Consider the following 2020-nt stretch of genomic DNA (forward strand, 5'->3'; position numbering starts at 1 on the left):
CACAACCAAGCCCGTCCGGCGATTGAGGACAAAGACCCTGACACGCCACCCCGCCTACAGTGGACCGGTGATCGACTACCTCGCCCACACCCCCACCCCCGGCACCCTCAAAGCCCTCGCACGAGCCAACGGCCACCACGGCCCCCTCCACGTACACCCGTACAACGAGCACACCCTCATCCTCCGCCAGAACAAGTCCACGCACTTCGAAGCACCGTTCCTGTACCTCCTGTTCGGCAACAAGCGCGCCCTCCTGCTCGACACCGGCGCCACCGCCGACCCCGCCCGCTTCCCGCTGCGCGCGACCGTCGACCGGGTGATGGAGGAATGGCTGGCCCGGCACCCCCGTGAGACGTACGGACTGCTCGTCGCGCACACCCACGGCCACGGCGACCACATCGCCGCCGACGGGCAGTTCGAGGGGCGCCCGCACACCACCGTCGTGGGGCCGGGGCTCGCCGCCGTCGTCGAGGCGTTCGGGCTGGACGCGTGGCCCGAGGGGGCCGGGACGGTCGATCTCGGCGGGCGGATCGTGGATGTCGTCCCCGGCCCCGGCCACCAGGACGCCGCCGTCGTCTTCCACGACCGCTACACCGGGCTGCTGCTGACCGGCGACTCGCTCTACCCCGGACGGCTGTACGTGAGCGACGCGGACGCGTACAGCCGTACCGTCGACCGGCTGCTCGACTTCTGCGCCACCCGGAACGTCACCCACGTCCTCGGGTGCCACATCGAGATGACGACCACACCGGACGTGGACTATCCGCGCGGCACGGTCCACCAGCCGGACGAGGCGCCGCTCGCGCTGACGGTCACTCATCTGCGCACCCTGCGCAGGGCGTTGGACGAGACCGCCGGCCGGCCGGGGTCGTATCCGTACGGCGACTTCGTCCTCGTCCACGAGCCCGCTACGGGGTCGGCGTGAGCACGATCTTCCCGAACTGGCTCCCCGCCTCCAGCTTCTCGAAGCCCTCCCGCGCCCGCTCCAGCGGCAGCACCTCGTCGATCACCGGCCGTACCCCCGTCAGCGCGCAGAACGAGAGCAGGTCCTCCAACTCGTCCTTGGACCCCATCGTCGAACCGACGACCTTGAGCTCCAGGAAGAAGATCCGGGTCAGTTCGGCGCGGGCCGGCGCGTCGCCGCTCGTCGCGCCCGAGATCACCAACGTGCCGCCCCTGCGCAGGCACTTGACGGAGTGCGACCAGGTCGCCGCCCCGACCGTCTCGATGACGGCGTCCACCCGCCGGGGCAGCCGCGCGCCCGGCTCGAAGACCTCCGCCGCGCCCAGTTCGAGCGCCCGCGCCCGCTTCGCCTCGTCGCGGCTGGTGGCGTAGACGCGGAGCCCGGCGGCACTGCCGAGGGCGATCGCGGCCGTGGCGACCCCTCCCCCCGCGCCCTGGACGAGGACCGAATCCCCGGGCCGTACACCGGCGTTGGTGAAGAGCATGCGGTACGCGGTGAGCCACGCGGTCGGCAGGCAGGCGGCCTGCTCGAAGGTCAGCTCGGGCGGCTTGGGCAGGACGTTCCAGGTGGGTACGGTGACCTGCTCGGCGAAGGTCCCCTGGTAGCGCTCGGTCAGGATCGAGGGCGTCTCGCCCGGCCCGACGCCGTGGCCGGTCGCCCCGATCACCGAGTGGACGACCACCTCGTTGCCGTCCTCGTCGACACCGGCCGCGTCGCACCCGAGGATCATCGGCAGCCGGTCGGCGGGCAGGCCCACCCCGCGCAGCGACCAGAGGTCGTGGTGGTTGAGGGAGGCGGCCCGTACGGTCACGGTGGTCCAGCCGGGCCGCGCCCCGGGCGCCGGGCGTTCCCCCAGCTCCAGGCCGTTCAGCGGGTGGTCACGGTCGATGCGGGCTGCGTAGGCGGCGAACATGGCCCTGACGATAGGGCGGCGGCCGGGCGCGGCGGAACCGGAACGACGTGTGACACGGGCCGCGTCACGGACAGGGGCGCCGGGGGCCGCGTCGCGTGACGCGAGGTGACGGTGGCCGCGTCACGGATGCGAGGTGACGGTGG

Annotated in this window: 2 protein-coding genes; one reads left to right on the forward strand and one right to left on the reverse strand. The window is 72.5% G+C overall.

Annotated features, from left to right (window positions below; translation table 11 throughout):
• Window positions 1–67 precede the first annotated feature (67 nt).
• Window positions 68–925: an MBL fold metallo-hydrolase gene (locus GT042_RS26515; protein WP_161311250.1), complete on the forward strand. Its 858-nt coding sequence runs from the start codon at window positions 68–70 to the stop codon at window positions 923–925.
• Here GT042_RS26515 and GT042_RS26520 read toward each other — a convergent pair.
• Window positions 909–1877 (reverse strand): zinc-binding dehydrogenase, encoded by a 969-nt coding sequence (locus GT042_RS26520; protein WP_161311251.1) that lies wholly within the window; start codon window positions 1875–1877, stop codon window positions 909–911. The genes GT042_RS26515 and GT042_RS26520 overlap by 17 nt on opposite strands.
• Window positions 1878–2020: the final 143 nt, after the last annotated feature.

Source organism: Streptomyces sp. SID3212 (assembly GCF_009865405.1).
GTDB lineage: Bacteria > Actinomycetota > Actinomycetes > Streptomycetales > Streptomycetaceae > Streptomyces.

Coding starts and splice junctions, on each gene's coding strand:
- GT042_RS26520 (WP_161311251.1), bottom strand. CDS start 1,877: ATGTTCGCCGCCTACGCAGCCCGCATCGACCGTGACCACCCGCTGAAC.